This is a genomic window from Schaalia odontolytica, assembly GCF_009730335.1.
Classification (GTDB): Bacteria; Actinomycetota; Actinomycetes; order Actinomycetales; family Actinomycetaceae; genus Pauljensenia; species Pauljensenia dentiphila.
Genome location: NZ_CP046315.1, coordinates 893117 through 916871, shown reverse-complemented (window position 1 = coordinate 916871; position 23755 = coordinate 893117). Strand labels below are relative to the sequence as shown.

24 protein-coding genes are annotated in these 23755 nt (G+C 67.2%); 11 read left to right on the top strand and 13 right to left on the bottom strand.

Annotation, left to right across the window (positions count from 1 at the left end; genetic code table 11):
• Positions 1-17 precede the first annotated feature (17 nt).
• Positions 18-1301, bottom strand: coding sequence for a lipopolysaccharide biosynthesis protein (locus FOC40_RS04000; protein ID WP_003794390.1), 1284 nt, complete (start codon positions 1299-1301; stop codon positions 18-20).
• Between the two features lie 90 nt (positions 1302-1391).
• On the opposite strand from FOC40_RS04000, the gene FOC40_RS03995 reads away from it, so the two are divergent.
• On the top strand, positions 1392-2495 hold the full coding sequence (locus tag FOC40_RS03995; RefSeq protein WP_003794392.1) for a glycosyltransferase: 1104 nt from the start codon (positions 1392-1394) through the stop codon (positions 2493-2495).
• Positions 2496-2504: 9 nt separating this feature from the next.
• On the opposite strand, the gene FOC40_RS03990 is transcribed toward FOC40_RS03995, so the two are convergent.
• From FOC40_RS03990 to FOC40_RS03980, 3 genes are read right to left on the bottom strand one after another with little or no spacing between them, the layout of a single operon-like run.
• The gene (locus FOC40_RS03990; RefSeq protein ID WP_196773362.1) at positions 2505-3488 is read right to left on the bottom strand and encodes a Gfo/Idh/MocA family protein; all 984 of its coding nucleotides are present in this window, start codon (positions 3486-3488) and stop codon (positions 2505-2507) included.
• 1 nt (position 3489) lies between these two features.
• A complete protein-coding gene (locus tag FOC40_RS03985; protein ID WP_003794397.1) occupies positions 3490-4590 on the bottom strand; it encodes a DegT/DnrJ/EryC1/StrS family aminotransferase in 1101 nt (366 codons plus the stop codon).
• Positions 4587-5252 (bottom strand): acyltransferase, encoded by a 666-nt coding sequence (locus FOC40_RS03980; protein WP_003794399.1) that lies wholly within the window; start codon positions 5250-5252, stop codon positions 4587-4589. The genes FOC40_RS03985 and FOC40_RS03980 overlap by 4 nt, the downstream gene beginning before the upstream one ends.
• Positions 5253-5366: 114 nt before the next feature.
• On the opposite strand from FOC40_RS03980, the gene FOC40_RS03975 reads away from it, so the two are divergent.
• The 4 genes from FOC40_RS03975 to FOC40_RS03960 are packed head-to-tail and all read left to right on the top strand — an operon-like array spanning position 5367 to position 9181.
• The gene (locus tag FOC40_RS03975; RefSeq protein WP_231126059.1) at positions 5367-6047 is read left to right on the top strand and encodes a glycosyltransferase family 2 protein; all 681 of its coding nucleotides are present in this window, start codon (positions 5367-5369) and stop codon (positions 6045-6047) included.
• The gene (locus FOC40_RS03970; protein WP_003794403.1) at positions 6044-6514 is read left to right on the top strand and encodes a DUF2304 domain-containing protein; all 471 of its coding nucleotides are present in this window, start codon (positions 6044-6046) and stop codon (positions 6512-6514) included. The genes FOC40_RS03975 and FOC40_RS03970 overlap by 4 nt, the downstream gene beginning before the upstream one ends.
• Positions 6504-7814 (top strand): LCP family protein, encoded by a 1311-nt coding sequence (locus FOC40_RS03965; RefSeq protein ID WP_003794406.1) that lies wholly within the window; start codon positions 6504-6506, stop codon positions 7812-7814. Before FOC40_RS03970 ends, FOC40_RS03965 begins: the two co-directional genes overlap by 11 nt.
• Positions 7811-9181 (top strand): LCP family protein, encoded by a 1371-nt coding sequence (locus FOC40_RS03960; RefSeq protein WP_039929243.1) that lies wholly within the window; start codon positions 7811-7813, stop codon positions 9179-9181. Before FOC40_RS03965 ends, FOC40_RS03960 begins: the two co-directional genes overlap by 4 nt.
• Positions 9182-9282: 101 nt before the next feature.
• Here FOC40_RS03960 and galE read toward each other — a convergent pair whose 3' ends face one another.
• From galE to FOC40_RS03930, 6 genes are all read right to left on the bottom strand, one after another.
• On the bottom strand, positions 9283-10278 hold the full coding sequence (galE, locus tag FOC40_RS03955; RefSeq protein WP_003794410.1) for a UDP-glucose 4-epimerase GalE: 996 nt from the start codon (positions 10276-10278) through the stop codon (positions 9283-9285).
• Between the two features lie 63 nt (positions 10279-10341).
• Entirely contained in the window at positions 10342-10896 is a 555-nt protein-coding gene (gene purE, locus FOC40_RS03950) for a 5-(carboxyamino)imidazole ribonucleotide mutase (RefSeq protein ID WP_003794412.1), read from the bottom strand.
• 67 nt (positions 10897-10963) lie between these two features.
• Complete coding sequence (locus FOC40_RS03945) at positions 10964-12118, bottom strand: 5-(carboxyamino)imidazole ribonucleotide synthase (protein WP_003794413.1); 1155 nt, start codon at positions 12116-12118, stop codon at positions 10964-10966.
• Between the two features lie 33 nt (positions 12119-12151).
• Positions 12152-13480, bottom strand: coding sequence for a HAMP domain-containing sensor histidine kinase (locus FOC40_RS03940; protein WP_003794416.1), 1329 nt, complete (start codon positions 13478-13480; stop codon positions 12152-12154).
• 24 nt (positions 13481-13504) lie between these two features.
• Entirely contained in the window at positions 13505-14182 is a 678-nt protein-coding gene (locus FOC40_RS03935; RefSeq protein ID WP_003794418.1) for a response regulator transcription factor, read from the bottom strand.
• Between the two features lie 93 nt (positions 14183-14275).
• Positions 14276-15310: an adenylate/guanylate cyclase domain-containing protein gene (locus tag FOC40_RS03930; protein ID WP_039929247.1), complete on the bottom strand. Its 1035-nt coding sequence runs from the start codon at positions 15308-15310 to the stop codon at positions 14276-14278.
• Between the two features lie 226 nt (positions 15311-15536).
• On the opposite strand from FOC40_RS03930, the gene FOC40_RS03925 reads away from it, so the two are divergent.
• Entirely contained in the window at positions 15537-16244 is a 708-nt protein-coding gene (locus FOC40_RS03925) for a Maf family protein (RefSeq protein WP_003794421.1), read from the top strand.
• A gap of 44 nt (positions 16245-16288) precedes the next feature.
• On the top strand, positions 16289-17245 hold the full coding sequence (gene dapD / locus FOC40_RS03920; protein ID WP_003794423.1) for a 2,3,4,5-tetrahydropyridine-2,6-dicarboxylate N-succinyltransferase: 957 nt from the start codon (positions 16289-16291) through the stop codon (positions 17243-17245).
• Here the strand turns inward: dapD and dapC are convergent.
• Positions 17217-18407, bottom strand: coding sequence for a succinyldiaminopimelate transaminase (gene dapC / locus FOC40_RS03915; protein ID WP_003794425.1), 1191 nt, complete (start codon positions 18405-18407; stop codon positions 17217-17219). The two genes, dapD and dapC, sit on opposite strands and share 29 nt — an antisense overlap.
• 19 nt (positions 18408-18426) lie before the next feature.
• Positions 18427-18768, bottom strand: a complete 342-nt coding sequence (gene fdxA / locus FOC40_RS03910) for a ferredoxin (protein ID WP_003790208.1) — start codon at positions 18766-18768, stop codon at positions 18427-18429.
• A 52-nt stretch (positions 18769-18820) separates the two neighbouring features.
• Here fdxA and FOC40_RS03905 point away from each other — a divergent pair, with 52 nt between their 5' ends.
• The gene (locus FOC40_RS03905) at positions 18821-19147 is read left to right on the top strand and encodes a hypothetical protein (protein WP_003794427.1); all 327 of its coding nucleotides are present in this window, start codon (positions 18821-18823) and stop codon (positions 19145-19147) included.
• Between the two features lie 22 nt (positions 19148-19169).
• Here the strand turns inward: FOC40_RS03905 and typA are convergent, their stop codons facing one another.
• Positions 19170-21089: a translational GTPase TypA gene (gene typA / locus FOC40_RS03900; protein WP_003790213.1), complete on the bottom strand. Its 1920-nt coding sequence runs from the start codon at positions 21087-21089 to the stop codon at positions 19170-19172.
• Positions 21090-21327: 238 nt separating this feature from the next.
• Here typA and FOC40_RS03895 point away from each other — a divergent pair, with 238 nt between their 5' ends.
• From FOC40_RS03895 to FOC40_RS03885, 3 genes are read left to right on the top strand one after another with little or no spacing between them, the layout of a single operon-like run.
• Entirely contained in the window at positions 21328-22182 is an 855-nt protein-coding gene (locus FOC40_RS03895; protein ID WP_003794431.1) for a D-hexose-6-phosphate mutarotase, read from the top strand.
• Between the two features lie 47 nt (positions 22183-22229).
• Positions 22230-22808 carry a 1-acyl-sn-glycerol-3-phosphate acyltransferase gene (locus FOC40_RS03890; RefSeq protein WP_003794433.1) on the top strand — a complete coding sequence of 193 codons (579 nt, stop codon included), beginning with the start codon at positions 22230-22232 and terminating at the stop codon, positions 22806-22808.
• The gene (locus FOC40_RS03885) at positions 22805-23695 is read left to right on the top strand and encodes a hypothetical protein (protein ID WP_003794434.1); all 891 of its coding nucleotides are present in this window, start codon (positions 22805-22807) and stop codon (positions 23693-23695) included. Before FOC40_RS03890 ends, FOC40_RS03885 begins: the two co-directional genes overlap by 4 nt.
• Positions 23696-23755 lie beyond the last annotated feature (60 nt).

Below are 23755 nucleotides of genomic sequence, written 5' to 3'. Positions count from 1 at the left end.
CAGGTTTCACAAGGGTTTCACGCGGTCACTGGTCGCGTAACGTCACCCCGGTCGTAAGCGCGTGCAGTCACGACCGCCATGAGGAGCATCCCCACCAGCAGAACGGCCATGAGGGCTCCGAGCACCGCAACCGTGGTCTCCACGCCGTAGGGGCTACACGCGAGCCACGCCAGCGGTGCCGCGCAATACACGCACGCAAAGGCCAGCATGCGGCGCTGGTGGTAAGTCGCAACGAACACGTTTGACAGCGGTGAGGTCGCGACCGTGAGGGCAAGCCAGGGGGCCAGGGATCGCGCGAAGTACCCGGCCGCCTCCCAGCGCGCCCCGAACACGAAGGGGAAGATCGCAGGGCTCACCCACGCGAGCAGGGCGAACACCGGGATCGAGCAGGCCAACGCAATGCCACCGACGCGCAGGGCGACGCGGGTCATCTCACCGGGAGGGGTGTCCGACAGGCGCGGCAGGTACACCTGCGACAGCGCCCCCGCGATGAGGGCGACCGGGGCCTGGAGTGCCAGCCACGCCAAGTTGAATTGGCCAAGCGCAGCCACTGAATACGTGGCGATAAGCATCGGGATAGTGCTCGTGCGCAGCGCGTCGACGACGACGTTGGGCACACCCACGAGGGCCATCTTGCGGTAGCGCGAGGCAACCTCGCGAAGGGTCGGATCGGTGTCCTGACGTTCGCGGGCGTCGCGGGCGCGCCACGACAGGTAGGCGACAGCGATACCCTGGCCCGCGATCGTCGCCCCAATCGCTGCACCCAGGCCTCCACCAGCCACGAAACCGCACACCAGCTGCAGGACCGCGATCCCGAGGGCACGCACCACGGATGAGCTCGCAATCGCCTGGAACCGCCGGTGGCGAGTCAGCCAGTAGGAGCACACCTGCCCCTGTGCCAGGAACAGGATGGAGACCCCAACGGCGAGCATCCACCCCGCGAGCGCGCTTCCGTAGCGCGCGCTCACCCACGGCCATGCGGCGGCCGCAATCAGGGTGGCCAGTGCGGAGGCGACCAGCACGCAGCGCGAAGCGAGGCCGGCCAGGGACCGGGCCGAGGCCTCGTCCCCCGGGGCGGGCAGGACGATGCTGAGGTCGAAGCGGGCGCCCGCGACGGCCGCGCCGAGCGTGGCGGCGGAGGTAAAGATTCCCAGGTAGCCCAGGTCCGTGTCCGTGTAGAGGCGGGCGATGCCGATCTGAGCGACGAAGGCGATGACCTGAGCGAGGAGCGTGCCGCCAAGGAGGGTGAGCACCTGCGCGAGGACGCCCGAGCGGGCGGGGCGGGCAGGTGCGTTCATCATGGACTCATTTAATCACCTGGGGCACGCGGCTTGCCCCTAGGATGGTGGCATGCCCGCTCACCGATCCACGCCCACCCTCGGGTGGTACTCATGAGGGTCGCCCTGACGAAGGGAACCCTGCTGGTTCCTCCGACCTACTTCGCACTCTCGCACGCCCTCGCGATGCCGGAGCTCGATTGGCGGGCTTTCACACTCGCGGCGCGCATCACCGATCCGACCGTCACGGTCCCCATCGACGAGGCCGCTCCGCGCGCGCTCGGCAGTCCCCTCCTGCTTCGCGTGACCGCACAGGCACGAGGCATGGGACAGATGCGCCGCGCGATCACCGCCTGGAATCCGGACGTCATTCACCAGCACCAGGCGACCTGGTCCCTACCGGCTGTGGGAGCTGCGCGGGAGACAGGGGTGCCCCTCGTGGTGACGCTCCACGGCGGGGACGCCTACCCGAGGCTCGGGCGCGGCGCGGGTGCCGCGTGGAACGCACGCAACCGCACGTCCGCCTTTGAGGGAGCGAGCCGGCTGCTGGCTGTCTCCCGTTACCTGGCGGACGTCGCCTTAGGCGCGGGAGCAGATCCGGAGCGCCTGAGCGTGCACTATCAGGGCGTGGACACGCACTGGTGGACGTCTGCCTCGAACACAGCAGAGTCGCGCGAGGAACCCGTCGTCCTGTTCGTGGGCGCGCTCAGTCGTCTCAAGGGGGTGGACGACCTGGCCCGGGCGTCCGCCTCCCTCGTGGGGCGCCGCCCGCATCGCCTCGTCCTCGTGGGCGACGGGCCGCTGGCACCCGCACTGCGCGCGCACGCACCCGCCCACGTGACGTTCACGGGCCGACTGGATCGTGAGGGGGTGCGCGACTGGATGCGCCGCACCCGCGTCCTCGTCCTGCCCACGAAGCCGACGCAGGGGAGGCAGGAGGCTGCGGGACTCGTGCTGCTCGAAGCGCAGGCGTGCGGCGTTCCCGTCATCGCATATCGCACGGGCGGAACACCGGAGATGATCGCGCCCGGGGCCTCAATACTCTCGGATGAACGCTCGCCGGACGCTCTCGCTCGCTCCATCGACGAGGCATTGGCTTGGTCCGAGGACGAACGCGAGGATCGCGGGGCGGCGTGCCGGGCGTGGGTGACACATGAGCGCTCGCTGCGCGGATCTGCGGATCAGCTGCGCGCGATCTACGCCGACGTGACGCGGTAGCACCGCGCTCTACAGGTCGACCGAGCGACCGGTGGCGGCCGAGGACAGGATGGCCTCGACGACGCGCAGGTTATCCAGGGCCTCGTCCATGGTGACGTGCTCGCTTCCCGCACCGAGGATCGCGTCGCGGAAGCGCTCGTGTTCGAGGGCGAGGGGCTCGCGCTTGGTGAGCGCGTAGCGCACAACCTGTCCCTCGCTCACCCCGCGGAAGGCGGCGATGGCGTCCCACTGCAGGGGCGCGTGGCCGTTCTCGTAGAAGGTCAGGTCCCCCATCGCGGTGTCTGCGACGAGCGCGCCCCGCTCCCCCGTCACGATCGTCGTGCGGTCCTTGAAGGGGGTCAGCCAGTTGACGAGGTGGTTGACGAGGATACCGCCTGCAAGTACGCCCGAGGCGACCATCATGTCCTCGTGCACTCGCCCCGAGCGCGCGGACGTGCGCGCGTAGATGCTCTCGTAGGGGGCACCGGCCACCCACGCGGCCAAGTCCACGTCGTGCGTAGCCAAGTCCTTCACCACGCCGACGTCGCTAATGCGGGCGGGGAAGGGCGACTGGCGGCGCGTCGCAATCTGCTCAATCGCTCCGAGCTGGCCCTCCGCGATCCGCCTGCGCATGTCAATGAGCGCCGGGTTGCAGCGCTCGACGTAGCCGACAGCGCCGACGAGGCCCGCGGCCGCGAAGGCGTCGCGGATGCGGCGGCCCGCCTCCACGCTCGTGGCGAGGGGCTTTTCGACGAGGGTGTGCACCCCGGCCTCGGCCAGCGCCAAGGCTGCGGCCTCGTGGTGTGCGGTAGGCGCGGCGATGATCGCGGCGTCGATGCCGACCTCGATGATTTCCTCGACACCGCCCAGGACGGGCAGGTCGCCGGCGACGCCGAATCGGTCGCCGCCCGGGTCAGCGAGGGCGACCAGGTCCACGCCGGCGGTGGCGCGGGCGTTGCGCACGTGGTGTCGGCCCATCGAGCCGATGCCGAGGATTCCGAGGCGAATACTCATGTCAGGCCCCCGCTTCCGCGAGTGCATTCACGGCCTCGACGATGCGCTCCAGCTCGCCGGGCGTCAGGGACGGGTAGATCGGCAGGGAGAGGACCTGGTCGGCTGCCTCGCGCGTGGCCGCAAGCCCCAGGCCGGGGGCGAAGCGGGCGAGGGAGGGCAGCTCGTGGTTCGGGATCGGGTAGTAGACGCCCGAGCCGACGCCGTGTTCCTCGCGCAGCGCTGCGGCAAAGCCGTCGCGGTCCTCGGCCACGCGGATCGTGTACTGGTGGTAGACGTGCGTGGCGCCGGGCGCGACGTGCGGGACGGTGACGCCGCGCAGGTGGGCATCCAGGAAGGCGGCGTTGTCCTGACGTGCGCGCGTCCACTCGCCAACCTTCGTCAGCTGCACGCGTCCGATGGCGGCGTGGATGTCGGTCATGCGGTTGTTGAGGCCCACGATTTCGTTGGCGTAGCGCGTCTCCATGCCCTGGTTGCGCGCAAGTTTGACGCCGCGGATGATCTCGGGGTCGCTCGAAGTGACCATGCCACCCTCGCCGCTGGTCATGTTTTTCGTCGGGTAGAAGGAGAAGGCCGCGAAAGCGCCGAAAGAGCCGACCGCGCGCCCGTGCAGGCTCGCGCCGTGGGCCTGGGCGGCGTCTTCGAAGACCATAAGCCCATGCGCGTCGGCGATCGCCTGGAGGGCGTCCATGGGGGCAGGGTGGCCGTAGAGATGGACGGGCATGATGGCCCGCGTACGCGGCGTGATCGCGGCCTCGACGGCGGCAGGCGACAGGGTAAACGTGAGCGGGTCGATGTCGACGAACACGGGGGTCGCGCCCGTGATGGCGACCGAGTTGGCGGTGGCCGCGAAGGTGAAGGAGGGGACGATGACCTCGTCGCCCGGACCGATCCGGGCGGCGAGCAGGCCCAGGTGCAGTGCCGAGGTCCCCGAGTTGACCGCGACCGCCTGCACCCCGGGCACCAGGGCGGCACAGAACTCCTCCTCGAAGGCGGCGACCTGGGGTCCCTGGGCGATCATACCCGTGCGCATGACGGCTGCGACCGAGTCGATCTCCTCCTCGCCGATGAGCGGGCGTGCGGGTGGGATGAACGGCTGTGTCACTGCTGGTCCTCGCTGGTTTGGTGAGGCGTCTCGGCGTCATTCGGGGACGAGGCCTGGACCTCCTCGGGCGACAGGGCACCGTCTCGCTCGGCGTAGCGGCGGCCCGAGGCCGGACACACCCACGTGCGCTCCCCGGCCTCGTTCCCGGCGTCATCGGAAGCCTCAAGGGGCAGCCCGGCCTCGCCGACCCACCCGACGCGGCGCGCGGGGACGCCGACGACGAGCGCGTAGGGGGCCACGTCACGGGTAACGACCGCGCCCGCACCGACTGACGCCCACTCCCCGATGCGCACGGGGGCCACGCACACGGCGCGTGCGCCGATGGCGGCGCCGCGCTCGACGGTGACGCCGACACGGTCCCAATCGCTCGCGCTCTTCAGGCTGCCGTCGGCGTTGATCGCACGAGGAGCGTGATCATTCGTGAAGACGGCCGCGGGGCCGACAAACACTCCGTCAGCCAGGGATGCGGGCTCGTAGACGAGCGCGTAGTTCTGGATCTTGCAGCGCTTACCGACTCTCACGCCTTCGCCGATGTAGGCTCCACGTCCAACGATCGTCTCCTCCCCAATGCGCGCGTTCTCGCGCACCTGGGCGAGGTGCCAGACGCGCGCGCTGGGAGCGACGATCGCGCTGGGGGCGATGTCGGCGCTGGGCTCGATCACGGGGTCTCCCTGTCGTTGTCTGCTTACGTGGGTGCGCGCATTGGGGCGCGCGGCGCCCTCTCGGATACCCAACACTATAGGCGCGCGCCCATCCCGATGTGCGACACTAATCAAATGCAAATCGGCTCCGACACGTGGGTGGTGATCCCAGCGTTCAACGAGGCGTCCGTCATCGGGGGCGTCGTCGCGGGAGTCCGCACCTTTTTTCCACGTGTTCTCGTCGTCGATGACGCCTCGAGTGACAACACTGCTGCCATCGCGCGCGCCGCTGGAGCCTACACCGCGAGACACCCGCTCAATCTGGGGCAGGGCGCTGCCCTCCAAACCGGCTTCGATGCAGCCCTCGCCCGCGGGGCGCGATACGTAGTTACTTTCGATGCCGACGGCCAGCACGACCCCGCCGAGGCGGCAGCCATGGTCGAGCGGGCACACCGGGAGGACCTCGCTTTCGTCCTCGGATCTCGTTTCCTGTCGGGGTCTCCGTCGTCGGCGGGTAGGGTCAAACGCGCCATGCTGCGCCTCGGAGCTTTGGTGGCCCGGCTGCGCACGGGCTTGGAACTCACTGACACGCACAACGGGCTACGTGTTATCCGCGTCGATGCCCTCGCCCACGTGCATCTCACCCACGCACGCATGGCCCACGCCTCGCAGATCGTCTCCCAGCTGGCCGCCTGTGGCCTGCCCGGCGCCGAGCACCCGGTGACGATTTCCTACACGGACTATTCGCAGGCGAAGGGCCAACCTCTGCTCAACTCCGTCAACATCGTCGTCGACCTCGCGTTGGGGGGACGATGAGCGCATACCTCGCCATCCGCATCCTCCTGCTCCTCGCCCTCGCGCTCACCGCGTGGTGGCTGGTGCGCCCGGTGTCCTCCGCCTCGTCCCTCGCGATGCGCCGCATCGGCATCGGAGCGGTCGTTGCCGCGGCTATCGTGGCCATCCTCGTGCCCTCCCTGGCCAACACGGCCGCCCGCGCGATCGGCGTTGAGCGTGGCGTCAACCTGATCGTCTACGGCCTCGTCATCGCGTTGATCGCGCAGATGGTGACCGGCTATCGGCGCGAGGCCCGCGCTGAGGAACGCATGGCCGCGCTGGCCCGGTCCCTTGCCCTCGCGCACGTCCTCCCGCCCGACGATCCGGGGGACGCGAGCACCGAGACGAGCAGCTCACACGCCGATACGAGCGGAGTGGAACGCGCCGCTAACGGCCCTTCTTCCCCGACAAACACGCCAGATAACGATATGGTTACGAATGATGAGTAACGTGAATCTGAGACCGATCCAGCACTCGGCCGTCAACTTCGGACGCTTCGGCTTCCTGCGTGGCGCACTCGCCGTGCTCCTGGCCGGCGTCCTGTTCGTCGTGTCCTCCGCAGGCTTCGTCTACGCCAAGCTGAGCACTCAGTTCGCCAACCGCGTCGTCAACATCGACGCCTACGCGAGCGACGAACAGAATAAGGCCACCCCGGACTCGTTCGAAGGACGCGCCGTCAACATCCTCGTGGTCGGCACCGACTCGCGTAACGGCGCCAGCGGCGAGCTGGGCGCGGGCGACGCAGATGACGTTCCTGGCCTGCGTAACGACTCGACGATGGTGATTCACGTCAGCGCCGACCGCTCCCGCGTGCAGATCGTCTCCATCCCCCGCGACACCCTCGTGGACATCCCGGCGTGTAAGCACCGCGATGGCACCACCAGCGAGCCCACCACGGACGACATGTTCAACAACGCGATGGTCTACGGCGCGGACGGTGGCGACGAACCGGAAGACATCGGCCCCGGTATCGCATGCGTGCGATCGACCGTCGAAAAGCTCTCCGGCATGTCCATCGACGCCTTCATGGTCGTTGATTTCGCAGGCTTTGTTAACATGATCGACTCCCTGGGTGGCGTCTGGTTCAACATCCCCGAGCACATCGACGATGACTCGGCCCAGCTCTACATCGACGCGGGTTGCTGGAAGCTCTCAGGCACGCACGCGCTGGCCTACATGCGCTCGCGTAAGGGCCAGGGCGACGGCTCCGACATTTCCCGTATCGGCCGCCAGCAGCAGCTGATTTCCGCGATGCTGCGCGAGCTGCAGGACAAGAACTACGTGACGGATCCCAGCTCGCTCATCAACTTCCTGCAGGCTGCGATTTCCTCCGTGAACGTGTCGCCCAACCTGGGCAACGCCAGCTCGGACGCATCCCTGCTCATCAACGTCCTGCAGAACATCGATCGCTCCAACATTCAGTTCGTGACGATGCCGGTCGAGGAGCCCTCCTGGGATCCGAACCGCCGCATCCCCTCTGAGCCGATGGCCCGCAACGTGTGGAACGCCCTGAAGAACGACCAAGCCCTGCCCGTGGGCACGACCTACACGGACGGCAACGGCGCACAGCTTGTCGTTCCCGATCCGACCGCAACGACGGCTCCTTCGACGCAGGCGCCGGCCACCGACCCCAGCTCGGAGGAGACCACCACGGATAACACCGCTCAGTCCGCCTCCGTCGCGAATAACGCAGCGAACGAGGAAGCCGCCAAGCAGACAGCCGCCACCTGCCCGCCGAAGAACCAATGAGCAATCCTCCTTCGTTTACGCCTGACCCGAAGCGACGCCGCCCCGGATCCGACGACGCTCACGTCGTCGGTGAGGAGGTGCACGGTGGCGCGCCCACTCCCCCGCCGGAGGCTCTGGCCCCGCAGATGTGGAGAATCTCGGACGACGAGGCCGCGGCGGCCCGCCCGCTGATGCCCCGCACGCTGGATCAGCCGCAGAGGGGCTCTCAGTCGATTTTCCCGCGCCGTACCCCAGCTCAGCAGCCGCCGTCGTTCCAGCCGGCCTCGGCGGCCAACCCGCCGTCCTATGCGCCGGGTTCCGGCCGCTCGTCCGGCTCAGGCACGTACGCGCCGTCGGGCATCGGGCCCCGACAGGTGACGATCAATCGCTCCCAGAGTGCACCCGCGCCGGCCGCTCCCGCGGCCCCGGCTACAAAGCCGAGGCGACGCAAGCGCCGCCATCCGATTCTCAAGACCCTGTGCCTGTTCCTGGTCCTCGTCCTCGCGTGGGGCGGATTCCTCATGTGGGACGCCAACACGAACATGGGACGCGTGAGCGCCCTGTCGGGGGCCGCCGGCACTCCGGGCACGACCTACCTGCTGGCGGGTTCCGACTCGCGCGCCGACGGTGCCGTCCAGGACGGCTTCAACGAATCCGAACGCGCCGACTCGATCATGCTCGTCAACGTCGCTCCAAACGGGCAGAAGGTCGCGCTGTCAATTCCGCGTGACACCTACGCGGAGATCCCGGGCGTCGGCTGGGATAAGATCAACGCCTCCTACGCTTACGGCGGCCCGCGGCTGCTCGTGGAGACCGTCGAAAAGCTGACGGGACTCACCATCGATCACTTCGTCCAGATCGGCATGGGTGCGGTGCCGGACATGGTGGACGCCGTCGGCGGCGTCGAGCTGTGCTACGACAGCGACGCGGACGACCAGTACTCCGGCCTGAAGTGGAGCGCCGGCTGCCACACGGTGGACGGCACGACCGCCCTGCAGTTCTCGCGCATGCGCTACCAGGACCCTGAGGGCGACATCGGCCGCACGAAGCGTCAGCGCCAGGTGATTTCGAAGGTCATTTCCTCGGCAGCCTCGCCCTCGACCCTCGTTAATCCCGCGAAGACCCTGCGCGTGGAGCGCGCGGGTTCGAAGTCCTTCACAATTGACGAGGATTCCTCTGTTGTGACGGTCGCGTCACTCGTGTGGGCGCTGCGCGGTGCCTCGTCGAACCAGATGATGGGCGTCCCCCCGATCGCGTCGCTGAACTTCACGACGAACGCCGGAGCCTCCGCTGTCCTGCTGCGCGATACGACCGCAGACGACTTCTTCGCCAAACTCCGTGCGGGCAGCCTTACGACCTCGGACCTCAACCAGGTCGACAACGTGTAGCCCTCACCCCGAAACCTCGCGCGACCAACCAGACAAAGAACTCCGGCCTCGTTCCCTCTAAAGGGAATGAGACCGGAGTTCTTCAGGCCCTACAGGCACCCTCAGGAGCCGGGAACGGTGATCGGGCGCGGCCCCGCCTGCCAGCCCTCCCAGGCGGAGGTGAGGATTTCGTCGAGGCCGTTGTTGGCCTTCCAGCCCAGGTCCACGCCGATGGACAGCGGATCGCCGATCAGCTTGGGCGGGTCGCCCGCGCGGCGGTCCAGCTCCTCGACCGGGAAGTCCCAGCCGATGACGCGGCGCAGACCGTCGATGATCTCGCGCACGGAGGTACCCAGGCCGGTGCCCACGTTGTAGGTGTGGTGGTCAGGCTGGCGGCCCTCGGCGAGCACATCCAGGGCGGCGATGTGGGCCTCGGCCAGGTCCAGGACGTGGATGTAGTCGCGCACGCAGGTGCCGTCCGGGGTGTCGTAGTCGGTGCCGAAGATCTTGGCGCTCTCGCCGCGCTCAATGCGGTCAAGGACCATGGGGATCAGGTTCATGATCGCCGGGTCGGCCAGGTCAGGCCAGCCGGCGCCCGCGACGTTGAAGTAGCGCAGGCCGATCCACTTCAGGTCCCAGGCACGCTCGCAGTCGGCCATCATCCACTCGCCGATCAGCTTGGTTTCGCCGTAGGGGTTGATAGGGTGTCCGGCCATGTCTTCGGTGACAACCTCTGCGGTGGGGATGCCATAGACGGCGGCCGAGGAGGAGAAGATCATCTGGTCGACGCCCGCGTCCTCCATGGCGGCCAGCACGTTGGCCATGCCACCGATGTTCTGCTGGTAGTACCAGGTGGGGCGTGCGACGGACTCGCCGACCTGCTTGCGTGCGGAGAAGTGGATGACGGCCGTGACGTCCTCGTCCACCATGAGGTTGGAGAGAACGGAACGGGCTTCATCAGTAGCGACATCGAGGCGAACCAGGGGCGTGTCCCCGATCCTGGCCGCGTTGGAGGTGGACAGGTCGTCGACGACGACGACGCGATCCCCGCGCTGACGCAGGAGGCGGACAACGTGTGCGCCGATGTAGCCGGCGCCGCCACAAACGAGAATGCTCATGGCTTCAGGATACGACGCACCGCCCCCTCGCGGCTACCCGCGCGGGGCTTGTGTTGTCGGGCGTCAGCGAGCCTGCGAGACACGCTGGGCGAGAGCCGCCCCCTTTGCGCTGGCCACGTCGCGTAGGTCCTTCTGGAAGTCGCGCATCGAGGCGCGCAGGGATCCGGCACGTTCCCCTTCGCCGGCTCCGAGGATCCGGGCAGCGAGCAGCCCCGCGTTACGCGCGCCTGCAATCGACACGGTCGCGACGGGCACGCCCGCGGGCATCTGGACGATGGAGTGCAGGGAGTCGACGCCATCGAGGTGCTTGAGGGGCACGGGCACGCCGATGACGGGCAGTTCGGTGAGTGCGGCGAGCATGCCGGGCAGGTGGGCCGCTCCCCCGGCTCCCGCGATGATGACGCGCAGGCCGCGCGCGGAGGCGGATCGACCGTACGCGACCATGTCCTCGGGCATACGGTGGGCGGAGACGACGCCGACCTCGCAGGCGATGCCGAATTCGGCGAGGGCACCGACGGCCGCTTCCATCGTGGGCCAGTCAGAGTCGGAGCCCATGACGACGCCGACGAGAGGGTTGTCGCCGGTGGCGGTCAGCTGGATGTCGAGCTCGGTGGTCATGGGCGGTCCTTTCAAGAGAGAACGAGGCCGGGGCACCTGGCCCCTCGGCCGCGGACAGGTGGGAGGGTTAGCTGGTGGGGGTCTCGCCCTTCAGGGCGTTGACAGCTGCCCGAGCACGCTCAAGAGCGAGGGCGGGATCTGCGTCGACGACGGTGACGTGGCCGAGCTTGCGTCCGGGACGCACCTCCTTGCCATAGAGGTGAACCTTCGCTCCCGTTCCCCCGGCTGCGAAGGCTGCCGCGAGGGCGCGCGCGGGCTGAGCGTGGGAGGAGCCGAGCAGGTTAACCATGACGACGTGCGTGCCCAGTGCGCGCAGCTGCGTGGAGCCCAGCGGCAGGTCGAGGACGGCGCGCAGGTGCTGCTCGAATTGGCTCGTGACGGCCCCGTCGATGGTCCAGTGTCCCGTGTTGTGGGGGCGCATGGCGAGCTCGTTGACGAGGACGCGTTCGTCCGCGCCCTCGCCGACGACGAACATTTCCACGGCGAGGACGCCGGTGACACCCAGCTCAGCTGCGATGCGCTCACCGATGCGCTGGGCTTCAGCGGCCGTCTCGGGCCGGATGCCAACGGCCGGCGCGGTGACCTCGGCGCACACGCCGTCGATCTGCACGGTGGAGGCGACGGGCCACGAGGCGATCTCACCCGAGGGGGTGCGCGCGAGGAGGGCCGCCACCTCGCCGGTGAAGGGAACCAGGGCCTCGGCCAGCAGCAGGCCGTTGCCCCACCAGGAGGACACGTCCGCGGGGCTGTGGGCGACTGCCACGCCGTGCCCGTCGTATCCGCCGCGCGGGGTCTTGACAATGAGGGGCCATCCGATCGTGGCGCCGAATTCGGCCAGCTGGGCCTCGTCCTCGACGCACGCCCATGCGGGGCACGGGATGCCCATCTCGGTGAGGCGCTTGCGCATGGCCAGTTTGTCCTGGGCGTACAGGAGGGCGCTGGCCGGGGGCTGAACGGAGACGAGGCGGGCAGCCTCCTCCATCGTGGGAGCCGGGATGTGCTCGTGCTCGAACGTGAGGACGTCCGCGCCGTCTATCAGCGCGCGGACCGCGTCCAGGTCAGCGGGTTCGCCCACCGCTTTGTCGACGGTCACCTGACCGGTCGAGCCGTCCGAGGCCTCGACGAGGGCCCGAAGATTGATACCGAGCGCGACCGCGCTCTCCTGCATCATGCGTGCGAGCTGTCCGCCGCCGATGACGGCAACGGTGGGAGGGGTCAGCATCTCGTGTTCCACGCCTTTCAATGTACTCCGCTGCTAGAAGCGCCGCGAGCGGCGTCCCATGGACATGAGGGGGCCTTCGGGCATCACGCGATCGGGGTCGAGGGACGCTGGGATCGCGGCGACCGACACAGTGAAGACCGGCGGCTTGTTCGTCTTGAGCTCGAGACGCCCGCCCATCGCCTGGGCGAGGTCGTGAGCCAGGGCCAGGCCGATGCCCGTGGAACCGTGGCCGGAGACGCCCTTTTGGAAGATGTCGGGGGCCAGGGACTCGTCGATGCCCTCGCCTTCGTCGCTCACCTCAATGACGACGCCGCGCTTGGAGGTGCCCGCGTGCGCCCACACGCGCGTGGTCCCGCCGCCGTAGCGCAGCGAGTTTTCGATGAGGGTCGCCAGGACCTGCCCGAGCTTTCCGGCGTCGGCCAGGATCGGACGCTCGGCCTCGTCGAGGAAAATGAGGGGACGTCCCGCCGCCTCGAATTGGTCCTCCCACTCCTCGCGCGCAGTGTTGAAGACCTCGAGAATGTGAATGGCCTCTGTCTGACTGGTCTGGCGTTTAGAAACGTCGAGCAGCTCCGTGACCACGTTGGTCATGCGTTCCACCTGTTCGAGGCAGGTGCGGGCTTCGGCGCGCACCTCGTCCTCTGTGGAGATGAGTTCGATTTCCTCCAGGCGCATGGACAGAGCGGTCAGCGGCGTGCGCAGCTGGTGGGAGGCGTCGGCGGCAGCCTGTCGCTCGGCTGCGAGTCGGCCCGCCATACGTTCGCCGGTGCGAGCGAGTTCTTCGGAGACCAGGTCGATCTCTTCGATGCCTGACTTCTCCACGCGGGCGCGCACGCCGCCCGAGCCGATCTGCTCAGCCTGGGCGGCCAGGTAGATGAGTGGGGCCGACAGCTCACGCGACAGGGAGCGCGCGAGCACCCAACCGATCACCAAGGAAGCAACCATGCCGCCGCCGAACATCGCACACGTCCGCGCGATGCGGTTCAGAGCATTCGACGCCGACGCTGTAAGCTGCACGGAAACGCCGCTCGGAGACGAGGCCAGGGCGGTCATGGTCCGCCCCGGAAACACCTTGCTGTTGGTGACGAGGTTGGCCTCGGGAACCTTAATGCGGTAGCCGAGCTCGTCACCGCGACTGTTCGCCTGATCCGCCACGAGCGAGGCAAGGGTTGCGGGGTCGTTCCCCTCCCCCACAGCACGCCTACGTTCGATGTTTTGGAGGATTAGCTGCGCCTGAACATCAAGGCTGCGCTGTTCGGATGACCAGATGGAGGCCGACGCGAAGAAGGCGCCGGGCATGCCCATCAGCACGCACACGACGGCGACGATGGAGACGATCATCCTCACCGCGCGAGCGCGCATGGCGGGCCTCCCTCAGCAACGCGCTCAGCGAGCGTTCTCGAAGCGGAATCCCATCCCGCGCACGGTCGTGATGTAGTGCGGGTCGGTCGCATCGTCACCGAGCTTGCGACGCAGCCACGACACGTGCATGTCGAGAGTCTTCGTGGAGCCGGTCGGATCCGAGCCCCACACCTCACGCATGAGGGTGTCGCGAGCAACGACGGAACCGGCCTCGCGCAGGAGCACGCGCAGCAGGTCGAATTCCTTGGCCGTCAGGCTAAGTTCAACATCGCCCACGAAGGCGCGATGCGCGGCGACATCCATGCGAATGTCCTGAGCGCGCAGCTCACCCTCGGCAGGTTCGGCAGCCTGGCGACGCAGGAGTGCCCGCACGCGAGCGAGGAGCTCCGCGAGGCGGAAGGGCTTCGTCACGTAGTCGTCTGCGCCCGCGTCCAGGCCGACGACCATGTCGACTTCGTCCGTGCGCGCAGTGAGGATCAGAATCGGGACTCGGTTGCCGGAGGAGCGGATCTCGCGGGCGACATCCAGGCCGTCCATGTCGGGCAGTCCGAGGTCCAGGACGACCAGGTCAACGCCGCGAACATCTGCGAGGGCTTCAGCGCCTGTCGCGTGTGCGCGCACGTCGTAGCCTTCCCTGCCCAGCGCACGGGCGAGGGGCTCGGAGATGGCCGGATCGTCTTCAACAAGGAGAACTGTAGTCACGCTTACATCTTAGCAATTCTGAACCAAAACTTGCACCGTTCTTGACCCGTTATGCGGGCCGGTCAAGCACTCGTTCACACTGCGAGATGCACGTTATTTAACAACGCTTGAGAGCAGGTACGGCGAGACAGGGCCGAAACCGCGCAAGTCCGCGGTTGGGAACTCTTCGAGTTCGTACCCGTCGCCGACCTCACCGGCAGCAATGGCGGCAGCCGTGGTCGGATCGGTGAGGATCTTACCCACCGGAGCAATGTCCACGAGGCGAGACGCGAGGTTCACCGTGGGTCCGAAGACGTCACCCGATCGCGAGAAGACGTCTCCGCGCACGAAGGATGCTCGAACGGGCAGCATCTCATCGTCGGCGTTCAGCCTCTCGATGAGGGCAGTGGCCACGCGCAGACCGGTCGGCAGGTCATCGGCGATGTAGAGGACGGCGTCACCGATCATCTTGACGACGCGCCCCCCCTCCTCGATGACAGCGTTACGGCTCTCCTCCTCGAAGCGTTCAATGAGACCCACGAGGGCATCACCGAGGATGGTCGAGGACGACGTGTAGGACACCATGTCGACAAAGCCGAGGCAGCGGTTGAGCGGGAATCGGTTATGCCGCTCCTCGTGCCCACGCTGGGACACCTCGCGATCAAAACGGGACAGGGTTGCCTCGAGCTGACGCCGCCAGGCGTATGTGAACATCTCCTGGAAGACGTCGATGTACTCGCGCATATGGTCCAGCACGTACATGCGGGCCGTCGTGTCATCAAGCATCAGACGACGCATTGAATCCTCGACCAGCGCTTCGAACTGCCACAGGGCAAGGCGATCGGCCAGGTGAGCGTTGGCACGCAGGAGAGAGCGCGAGGTTGCCGTGTCAATGCCACCGGATTCGACGAGGTCGTGCCAGCGACTGAAAACTTCCAGGTCGCGCTGAGAGAACACCTTGTCGTCTGCGGTGGGAGCCTGAAAGCCAAGGGCAATCCAGAAACGAAAAACGCGCTCGATAGGCGTATTCGTCATCTCCGCGAGATCGCGGGCCGAATACATCAGATGACCACCGAGAAGCTGGGGAACGTAGCTTGTTGCGGTCAGTTCATCAGGAGTTGCAGGGGACGAAGCCGCGTGCTCATCCATCGCAAATCCCTCCTCTTTGGGCTGACTCAACACCACATCAGCGGGTAACGGTATATCAGATCACTTTTCAAAGTCACATCGAGATTGTGACCTCGTACGTAGACAAGTGTAGTAGTCTGATGAGTTTTTCACCAGCGTTTTGCACGTTTACCTGCGAAAACCCTCCATCTTGCAATTAATTTCAGTTTGTCTACACGCTTCTCGCACGATGGTCCACAATGTCCCTATGCGCCTTGTTCTTGCCTCTGCATCCCCGGCCCGCCGCGCAACACTCATTGCGGCGGGCATCACACCGATCATCCAGGTTTCCACCGTTGATGAGGACGCCGTCCTCGCTGCGCTGCCCGGCGGGCGCGCATTCTCGGGATGCACGACCACCCCGGCGGACGAAGTTGCAGCGCTCGCCGCAGCCAAGTGTGCCGACGTTTGCAAAGCCCTGAGTACGCCCGGCACCAACGCCGAACTACCCGAGGACGAGACCGTCCTCGTCGTTGGCTGCGACTCCATGCTCGAGATCGACGGCCAGATGCTCGGCAAGCCCCACACCCCCGACGTAGCCCGCGAGCGCATCCGCGCCATGCGCCGCACGAGCGCCACCCTATGGACGGGCCACTCGGCCGCGATCCTCGCCCCGGCCTCGTCGGATGACGACCAGAGGCACGAACGCACGATCACCGCAACCGTCACCCGCTCCGCCTCGACCCAGGTCCACTTCGGGGACATCTCGGATGCTGAGATCGACGCATACGTCGCCACCGGCGAGCCCCTGCACGTGGCAGGGTCCTTCACGGTGGATGGACTGGGCGGCCCCTTCATCGAGGGTGTGACGGGCGATTATCACTCGGTCGTCGGCATCTCGTTGCCGCTGCTGCGCTCCATGGCCACCGAGCTTGGGGTGTTCTGGCCGGACCTGTGGGATGCGCCGCGCCCCTGAGTTTCGGCGCCAATCACCCCCACCATGCCCCGTACTGTAGGGGCATGGACAACAGCACTGCATGGGGCATCGGCCTCGCAACGATCACTCTGGACGGCACGACACTCGACACGTGGTACCCCGCCCCACACCTGGGCGATCCCGGGACCGACGAGGAGCTGGCGACCTCGCTGTCCGTGCTGGAGCGCGTCGATGACGCGCGCCGCGCGCGCACCGTCGTCGTGACCACGACGATTGACCTGCAGGAAGCCCCCGCCTCGACGGAGGACGCCTACCTGCGACTGCACCTGCTTTCCCACCGTCTGGTGAAGCCCAACACGATCAACCTGGACGGCATCTTCGCGGTGCTGCCCAACGTCGTATGGACGGATGCAGGCCCGTGCGCCGTCGCCGACTTCGAGGCCACCCGCCTGCGCCTGCGCGCTCGCGACGGTCACCCCGTGACCGTGCAGGGCGTCGACAAGTTCCCGCCGATGGTCAACTACGTCCTGCCCTCCGGCGTTCGCATCGCCGACGGCACGCGCGTGCGCCTGGGCGCCTACCTGTCCGAGGGCACGACCGTCATGCACGCCGGCTTCGTCAACTTCAACGCGGGCACGCTGGGCCGCTCGATGGTCGAGGGCCGCGTCTCGCAGGGCGTCGTCATTGGCGATGGCTCTGATGTGGGCGGCGGCGCCTCCACGATGGGCACCCTCTCGGGCGGCGGCAAGCAGCGTGTGCGCCTGGGCGAGCGCTGCCTGCTGGGCGCAAACTCGGGCCTGGGCATCGCGCTCGGCGACGACTGCGTCGTCGAGGCCGGACTGTACGTGACCGCCGGAGCGAAGGTCACGCTCATCGATTCTTCCGGCGAGGCCGAGCCGCGCACGGTTGCCGCACGCGAGCTGTCGGGCGCATCGAACATCCTGTTCCGCCGCAACTCCCAGACGGGCCGCATCGAGGCCATCGCCCGCGCAGGCATCGTGGGTATCGAGCTCAACGACGCGCTGCACGCGTCGAACTGAGTCTTCTCACCAACGAGGCCGGGGCCGCCCAGGCCTCGCGAATGCGGCTCGCTGCGGCCTGAATACGCTCGTCGGTGGCGGTGAGGGCCACACGGACACGCCCGTGGGCTGCCGTGCCGTAGAAGTCGCCGGGCGCCACGAGGATGCCGAGCTCGGCCAGGCGATTCACGAGGGCCCACGAGTCGGTCGGATTCGCGCGGTCCGAGACCCACAGGTACAGGCCGGCCGCCGTGTCGGGGTCGACGTCGAGGCCGGCGTCGGTCAGCGCCTCGAGGAGGAGCGCGCGACGCGCGGCGTAGACGCTGCGCTGGCGTTCCACGTGTTCGGTGTCGCGGAGGGCAACCGCCATCGCGTGCTGGACGGGGGCGGGCACCATGAGTCCGGAATGCTTGCGCACGCTAACGATTGGTGCGACCAGCGCGGGGTCACCATAGATGAGGGCACCGCGGTAGCCTGCGAGGTTCGACTGCTTGGACAGCGAGTACAGGACGAGGAGGCCGCTCGCGTCGCCATCGCACACGTCCGTATCGAGCAGGGAGGGCACGCCCTCGCTCACGTAGGGCTCCGACCAGGGCAGGGCCGCGTAGCACTCGTCGGAGACGACGACGGCGCCGTGGGAGCGCGCCCAGGCGACGACCGCGCGCAGCTTGTCCTTGCTCATGACGTGCCCGTCGGGGTTGCCCGGGGAGTTCAGGTAGACGAGGGTGGCCTCGGGCCAGGCGTCAGGATTCGTCGGGTCGACAGCGACGGGGGTGGCACCGGCCAGGCGGGCACCAATGTCGTAGGTCGGGTAGGCGACCTCGGGCACGAGGACCATGTCGCCGGGGCGCACGCCCAGCAGGGCGGGAATCCAGGCGACAGCTTCCTTCGACCCGATCGTTGGGATGACGCCACCGTGGCCGACATCGACCATGCCTCGGCGCTGTCCCCATGCGAGGATCGCGTCTCGCACCTCGGCGGTTCCGATCACCGTCGGGTAGCCGTGCGCGTTGGAAGCGTCGGCGAGTGCCTCGCGGATGAACGCCGGGGTGTCGTCGACCGGAGTTCCGACGCTCAGATCGCAAATTCCCCCGGGATGTTCAGTGGCGCGCGCCTTGGCGGGCGCCAGCTGATCCCAGGGGAATTCGGGCAGGTCAAGAGGGCGAGGAAGGATCGTTGTCATACCCCTACCCTATCGACTGTCAGAGATTTTCGGCCTTCCATTCCTCATTCTGAGGCGGCAGCGCGGCAATCATCGGATCGTCGAAGTCCTGGACGCCGGTCTTCTGGGCGCCACCGGGGCTACCCAGATCGTTGAAGAAGTCGACGTTGGCGCGCAGGTAGTCGGACCACTCGGAGGGCAGGTCGTCCTCGTAGAAGATGGCCTCGGTCGGGCACACGGGCTCGCATGCACCGCAGTCGACGCACTCCTCGGGGTGGATGTAGAGCGAACGGGCACCCTCGTAGATGCAGTCGACGGGGCACTCGTCCACGCATGCGCGATCCTTGACGTCCACGCAGGGCTGCGCGATGACGTAGGTCATGAGACGTTCCTCCTGGTCAGTTCTAAAGACTCGTTGATTCTATTATTCACGTATGAGCAGCCCCGAGTCACCCCGCGTCCCCGACAGCGCTGCGAGCGGCGAGAATACGCCGATTCAGCACACCGAGACCGAAGGGGCGCGCAAGGAATTTTCCACACGCGCGCCTGGCGCAATTCCCCAGCTGCCGTGGATGAGCTTCGCGGTCGGCGAGAGGATCGTCATCCGCTACCGTCTGGCAGACGGCCTACACGACGCTCTGGGAGAGGCGCTCGAGGTGGCCCCCACGCACGTCACGGTCGCGACGAGGCGCGGGCCGGTTCGCGTGGATGCCCGCACGATGGTGACGGGCAAGCGCGTACCTCCCCCGCCCACCATCTAGCGAGCGGGGAAGCAGGCGCGGTTCAGCGGTTGGCACGGCGCTCGCGAGCGGCGATCTTGAAACGCTCCTGGGCGTCCAGGACGACCTTGCGCACGCGCACGGCCTCGGGCGTGACCTCGACGCACTCGTCGTTGGCCGCGAACTCGAGGGACTCCTCGAGGGTCAGCTTACGCGAGGGGGTCAGCGACTCGTACACGTCGGCGGTCGCACTACGCGTGTTCGTCTGCTTCTTCTCGCGGCAGATGTTCACGTCCATGTCCTCGCCGCGCGGGTTTTCGCCCACAACCTGGCCCTCGTAGACCTCGGAGGAGGGCTCGACGATGAAGGAGCCACGCTCCTGCAGGTTCGTCATCGCGTACGGGGTGGCTTGGCCAGCGCGGTCAGCGACGAGGGAGCCGGTGAGGCGCTGCTCGATGGAGCCCTGCCAGGGGGCGTAACCCTCGGAGATGGACGAGGCGATGCCGGTACCGCGCGTTTCGGTGAGGAACCGCGTACGGAAGCCGATGAGGCCTCGGGCGGGAACCACGAACTCAAGGCGGATCCAGCCCGAACCGTGGTTCGCCATGGTCTCCATGCGGCCCTTGCGGGCGGCCATGAGCTGCGTGACGGCGCCCAGGTACTCCTCGGGGATGTCGATCGTCATGCGCTCCATGGGCTCGCTGAGCACGCCGTCGATCTCCTTGGTGACAACCTGCGGCTTGCCGACGGTGAGCTCAAAGCCCTCGCGGCGCATCTGCTCCACCAGGATCGCCAGGGCGAGCTCGCCACGGCCCTGGACCTCCCAGGCGTCGGGGCGCTCGGTGGGCAGAACCTTCAGGGACACGTTGCCGATGAGCTCGCGGTCGAGGCGGTCCTTAACCTGGCGGGCCGTGACCTTAGCGCCCTTGACGCGGCCGGCCATGGGCGAAGTGTTGATGCCGATGGTCATGGAGATGGCCGGGTCGTCCACCGTGATGAGCGGCAGGGGACGCGGATCCTCGAGGTCGACGAGGGACTCGCCGATCATGATGTCTTCGATGCCGGCGACGGCAACGATATCCCCGGGGGCGGCGGAGTCGGTGGACACGCGCTCGAGGCCCTCGGTGGCCAGCAGCTCGGAGATGTGGACGCGCTGGATGGTGCCGTCGTGGCGCGCCAGTCCCACGTCAGCGCCCTTCTTCAGGGTGCCGTTGTGGATGCGCAGCAGGGCGAGACGGCCCAGGAACGGGGAGGCGTCCAGGTTGGTGACGTGGGCCTGCAGCGGCATGTCCTCGTCGTAGGTGGGGCCGGGGATACGGTTCAGGATGGTCTCGAACAGGGGCTCGAGGTTCTCGGTGGGCAGCTGGCCGTCGCCGGGGTTTTCCAGCGAGCACTTACCGGCCTTAGCGGAGGCGTAGACGACGGGGACGTCCATGAGGGAGTCCACGTCGATGTCGATACCTTCGTTCATGAGGTCCTCGCCCAGCGACAGGAGCAGGTCGGTCGTCTCCGAGACGACCTCTTCGATACGCGAGTCGGGACGGTCTACCTTGTTGACGACGACGATGACGGGCAGGTGGGCCTGGAGGGCCTTACGCAGCACGAAGCGGGTCTGCGGGAGCGGGCCCTCGGAAGCATCGACCATGAGGACGACGCCGTCGACCATCGACAGGCCTCGCTCGACCTCACCACCGAAGTCGGCGTGGCCGGGGGTGTCGATAACGTTGATGATGACGCCATCCTTGAGACCCAGGGCCTGTGCGGCGGGGCCGGTGTAGTGGACGGCGGTGTTCTTGGCGAGAATGGTGATGCCCTTCTCACGCTCAAGGTCGCCGGAGTCCATGACGCGCTCGCCGGTCTTTTCAACCGTGTCACGCTCGGAGAACGCTCCGGACTGCCAGAGCATTGCGTCAACCAGCGTGGTCTTGCCATGATCGACGTGCGCGACGATGGCAACATTTCGCAGGTCGGGACGCGTGGACATATGTGGACTCCTCAAATGTGGATACAGATTTATGCGTGTGAGGGGGGCATGGAAGCCGCAGACACAACCGGTTCGAACCGATTTCACGCACATACGACTCTAAGAATATCGGCTGAACGAGGGGCAACACGATCCCCGTGTTGCGAATTCCACCACGTCGTGGACACGTGGCGGCGATGTGAGGCACCATCGGCCCGTCTATTTGCTCGGTCACAAGCTATGACGTTAACTGGCTTGTATGACTGACATCACCACGCTCAGCGCAGACGTTTCTAAAGCCTCGACCCTTGTCACCCTCTTCGGTGCGCACCTGTTGTCGTGGCGTCCTGCGGGTCACCCGGATGTCCTGTGGCTGTCCTCCCGCGCGGTGTTGGATGGTACGAAGGCGATCCGCGGCGGCATCCCCCTGTGCCTGCCTTGGTTCGGCAGCCCCACCGACTCCCCGACGAGGCCCGGCCAGGGAGCGGGTGCCCACGGGTTCGCCCGCACGAGCCCCTGGACGCTGCTGGGAAGCACCCAACCCGCGAACGACGCCCCAGCCTCGTTCTCCTTCGAGCTGCACCACACGGGCGAGACCTCTGCCCTCTACCCACACTCCTTCTGCGCGCGCCTGGACATCACCGCCGGGGCTGAGCTGAACACGACCCTGACCCTCACAAACGAGGACGACCACCCCTTCGCTATCGAGGCCGCCCTGCACACCTACCTGCACGTCGGCGACGTCAAGGACGTGACGGTAGAGGGCCTGGACAGAGAGCGCTACTACGACAAGGTCCGCGAGCGCTACGCCACCCAGACCGGCGACGTGACTTTTATCGGCCCGACGGACCGAGTCTATACCTCCACCCAGCTGGTCCAGGTCGTCGATCCGAAGCTGGGCCGACGCATCATCGTGGACAAGAGCGGTTCGGGCTCCACGATCGTGTGGAACCCCTGGTCGCAGGGCGCGGCCACGATGAGCGACATCGGCGAGGGCGAGTGGCAGAACTTCGTGTGCGTGGAAACCGCGGCGGTGCGCGAACGCGCGCTGACGCTGTGGCCGGGGCACCCCCACATCATGACGCAGACCCTTGCCGTGGAAACGCTGGACTGACCGACCCGCGGGTAGGATTGGCTCCAGCTACGACCAGAAAGGCCCTCATGGCTCTCACTTCCGCGATCGCGTCCGCATACCTGTCTGTTTCCCGCTGGAAGCTGTCCACGCAGCCCCTGCCGGACAAGGTCATCGTCATCGGCGCCCCGCATACCTCGAATTGGGACGGTGTCTTCATGGCGATTTCCATGTGGAAGTCTGGGCGCACGTTCTCGTTCCTCGTGAAGGATTCCGTCGTCAAGGCCCCGGTGCTCGGCTGGTTCGTGAAAAAGATTGGCGCGGTCGCCGTTGAGCGCAGCGCCTCGCACGGCTTGGTCGAGCAGGTTGCCCAGCGCATCCGCGAGGCAGACACCTTCACGCTGTGCATCACGCCGAAGGGCACGCGATCGCCGCGTGTTTTCTGGAAGTCCGGCTTCTACCGCATCGCAATGGAGGCAGGCGTGCCGATCCAGCTGGGCTTCATCGACCGCAACACCCGCACGTTCGGCTGGGGCCCGACGTACCAGCTGACGGGCGACGTGCACGCCGACATGGAGGCCATCCGCGCGTTTTACGCCGACAAGGTGGGTATTCACCCTGAGAAGACATCTGTTCCGCGACTGCGCGCTGAGGACGAGGCCGAATGAGGCTCACGCGAGCGCTGCTCGGCACCGCTGGGGCTCTCGCACTGACGGCGGGCGGCGCTGCGGCGTATGCGGACGAGCCGACGCAGATTCGCCTCGTCGAGGTCTACGAGATGACGCCGGGCGTGAGCGCAACCCATCAGGTGACCCTGTCGACGGATCACGCATTGATCGGTGAGCAGTGCCAGTCGATGGGCACAGCCGCACAGGCGACTTCCTCGCTGCTGGTGGATGTGGGCGGGGTCTTGGGATGCCGTTTCACCTGGAACCTCGAGGACGCGAACGCCGAGGTCGTCTCGGTTGACGACGGTGGGGTCTTCCACTTCGAGTCGACGTCGGCCCGACTGCTGGAGGGTTTTTCCTCGCCCGAGGCGTCGGCCTCGATCGAGTCGGTGACCCTCATCGCTCACGATTCAGTTGTCGTCGAAGCCTCTGACGGCGGGGAGATTTCGGTTCCTTCGTCGTCCACGAAGAACGATACGAGCACTGTCGTGTGGCACGGCGTGACGGACAACGTGAGTGCGTCGGGCTCGGTTGCGCCGGGGGCCTCCGCGCCGGCGCCATCCCCCTCCCCCTCGTCGAGCACCAGCCCCGTATCTTCCTCTGAGCAGCGAGGTGGTAGCTCGGTCGGGCGTTCTTTGATGCCCGTCCTCGCAGCGACTGGGTCGGTGTTGGCCTTGGTGATCATCGGAGCGCTTGTGCGTGGCCGCGCCGCCTCGCAGCGGCGAGCAGCAGACGCTCAGTTCGATCGCGATGCCTCGTTGAAGAATGCGCGCCGTGCTCAGTCGGGTGCGCGTCAGACCTCCGCGCTCCCCTACGCGCGCAGCGCGGCCATCTCGAAGGGCTCCGAGGCCCCCCCGAACGAAGAACGTTTCGCCCCGCCCGAGTGACCTCGTTCGTCTGTGACAACGACGTGCCCCGACCTCTTTGCGAGGCCGGGGCACGTGTCG

Excerpts from the sequence above, each read along its gene's own strand:
- FOC40_RS04000 (WP_003794390.1), bottom strand. The coding sequence starts at position 1,301 with ATGATGAACGCACCTGCCCGCCCCGCCCGCTCGGGCGTCCTCGCGCAG.
- FOC40_RS03995 (WP_003794392.1), top strand. The coding sequence starts at position 1,392 with ATGAGGGTCGCCCTGACGAAGGGAACCCTGCTGGTTCCTCCGACCTAC.
- FOC40_RS03990 (WP_196773362.1), bottom strand. The coding sequence starts at position 3,488 with ATGAGTATTCGCCTCGGAATCCTCGGCATCGGCTCGATGGGCCGACAC.
- FOC40_RS03975 (WP_231126059.1), top strand. The coding sequence starts at position 5,367 with ATGCAAATCGGCTCCGACACGTGGGTGGTGATCCCAGCGTTCAACGAG.
- FOC40_RS03970 (WP_003794403.1), top strand. The coding sequence starts at position 6,044 with ATGAGCGCATACCTCGCCATCCGCATCCTCCTGCTCCTCGCCCTCGCG.
- FOC40_RS03965 (WP_003794406.1), top strand. The coding sequence starts at position 6,504 with ATGATGAGTAACGTGAATCTGAGACCGATCCAGCACTCGGCCGTCAAC.
- FOC40_RS03960 (WP_039929243.1), top strand. The coding sequence starts at position 7,811 with ATGAGCAATCCTCCTTCGTTTACGCCTGACCCGAAGCGACGCCGCCCC.
- galE (WP_003794410.1), bottom strand. The coding sequence starts at position 10,278 with ATGAGCATTCTCGTTTGTGGCGGCGCCGGCTACATCGGCGCACACGTT.
- purE (WP_003794412.1), bottom strand. The coding sequence starts at position 10,896 with ATGACCACCGAGCTCGACATCCAGCTGACCGCCACCGGCGACAACCCT.
- FOC40_RS03945 (WP_003794413.1), bottom strand. The coding sequence starts at position 12,118 with ATGCTGACCCCTCCCACCGTTGCCGTCATCGGCGGCGGACAGCTCGCA.
- FOC40_RS03940 (WP_003794416.1), bottom strand. The coding sequence starts at position 13,480 with ATGCGCGCTCGCGCGGTGAGGATGATCGTCTCCATCGTCGCCGTCGTG.
- FOC40_RS03930 (WP_039929247.1), bottom strand. The coding sequence starts at position 15,310 with ATGGATGAGCACGCGGCTTCGTCCCCTGCAACTCCTGATGAACTGACC.
- FOC40_RS03925 (WP_003794421.1), top strand. The coding sequence starts at position 15,537 with ATGCGCCTTGTTCTTGCCTCTGCATCCCCGGCCCGCCGCGCAACACTC.
- dapD (WP_003794423.1), top strand. The coding sequence starts at position 16,289 with ATGGACAACAGCACTGCATGGGGCATCGGCCTCGCAACGATCACTCTG.
- dapC (WP_003794425.1), bottom strand. The coding sequence starts at position 18,407 with ATGACAACGATCCTTCCTCGCCCTCTTGACCTGCCCGAATTCCCCTGG.
- fdxA (WP_003790208.1), bottom strand. The coding sequence starts at position 18,768 with ATGACCTACGTCATCGCGCAGCCCTGCGTGGACGTCAAGGATCGCGCA.
- FOC40_RS03905 (WP_003794427.1), top strand. The coding sequence starts at position 18,821 with ATGAGCAGCCCCGAGTCACCCCGCGTCCCCGACAGCGCTGCGAGCGGC.
- typA (WP_003790213.1), bottom strand. The coding sequence starts at position 21,089 with ATGTCCACGCGTCCCGACCTGCGAAATGTTGCCATCGTCGCGCACGTC.
- FOC40_RS03895 (WP_003794431.1), top strand. The coding sequence starts at position 21,328 with ATGACTGACATCACCACGCTCAGCGCAGACGTTTCTAAAGCCTCGACC.
- FOC40_RS03890 (WP_003794433.1), top strand. The coding sequence starts at position 22,230 with ATGGCTCTCACTTCCGCGATCGCGTCCGCATACCTGTCTGTTTCCCGC.
- FOC40_RS03885 (WP_003794434.1), top strand. The coding sequence starts at position 22,805 with ATGAGGCTCACGCGAGCGCTGCTCGGCACCGCTGGGGCTCTCGCACTG.